Source organism: Pseudomonas reactans, from assembly GCF_013387025.1.
In the GTDB taxonomy this organism is placed as follows: Bacteria; Pseudomonadota; Gammaproteobacteria; order Pseudomonadales; family Pseudomonadaceae; genus Aquipseudomonas; species Aquipseudomonas reactans.
Genome location: NZ_JACAQP010000184.1, coordinates 1 through 519, shown reverse-complemented (window position 1 = coordinate 519; position 519 = coordinate 1). Strand labels below are relative to the sequence as shown.

The 519-nt window shown below is 40.7% G+C and carries 1 protein-coding gene; it reads right to left on the bottom strand.

The features are described from left to right. The coding region (locus HX793_RS32325) for a gag-polypeptide of LTR copia-type domain-containing protein (RefSeq protein ID WP_178905631.1) at window positions 1-433 on the bottom strand (433 nt) is incomplete at its 3' end. Between the last annotated feature and the right edge of the window lie 86 nt (window positions 434-519).

Sequence of the window (519 nt, the reverse complement as noted above, 5' to 3'; positions counted from 1 at the left end):
CAGCTTGAGTTTCATTATCAAATTTAATTCCCACAGATGATAATCTGGACAGAATTGAATTTAGATTGTTAATGTGAACCGTAACTGAGCTTTCCTCATTCATCCTTGTAGTGAATAACTCCCTCATCAAGAACACCTTGTTAGCCGCCGACGGTTTCTCATACATGTTCGTCAGAGCATCCGTCATACCACGCGTCGTGGTTTCCTTCATGATGTTGAAAGCAACGCTCCTTTCCAACGACAATGTAATAACCGCCTTAGCTTTCTTGTCCTTTGAGTTCCACGCATCTTCGACAGCTTTTTCCATTTTCTCCGGTTTGTCTCCAAGTACCACGTCCAAATCTTTCTGACATAGCAATGCTTCTAATTGCATTTTCCACCAGCTAAAGTCAGAACCGTTGAACTTCTCGATTACAACCTTGTCTTCAGCCATTACGACAAACAAGAGACAAATATTTTATAGTACTTTTGTGTGACAGAACAGTACCCTTCAAAGTACCGAGATACCTTTAATACGAT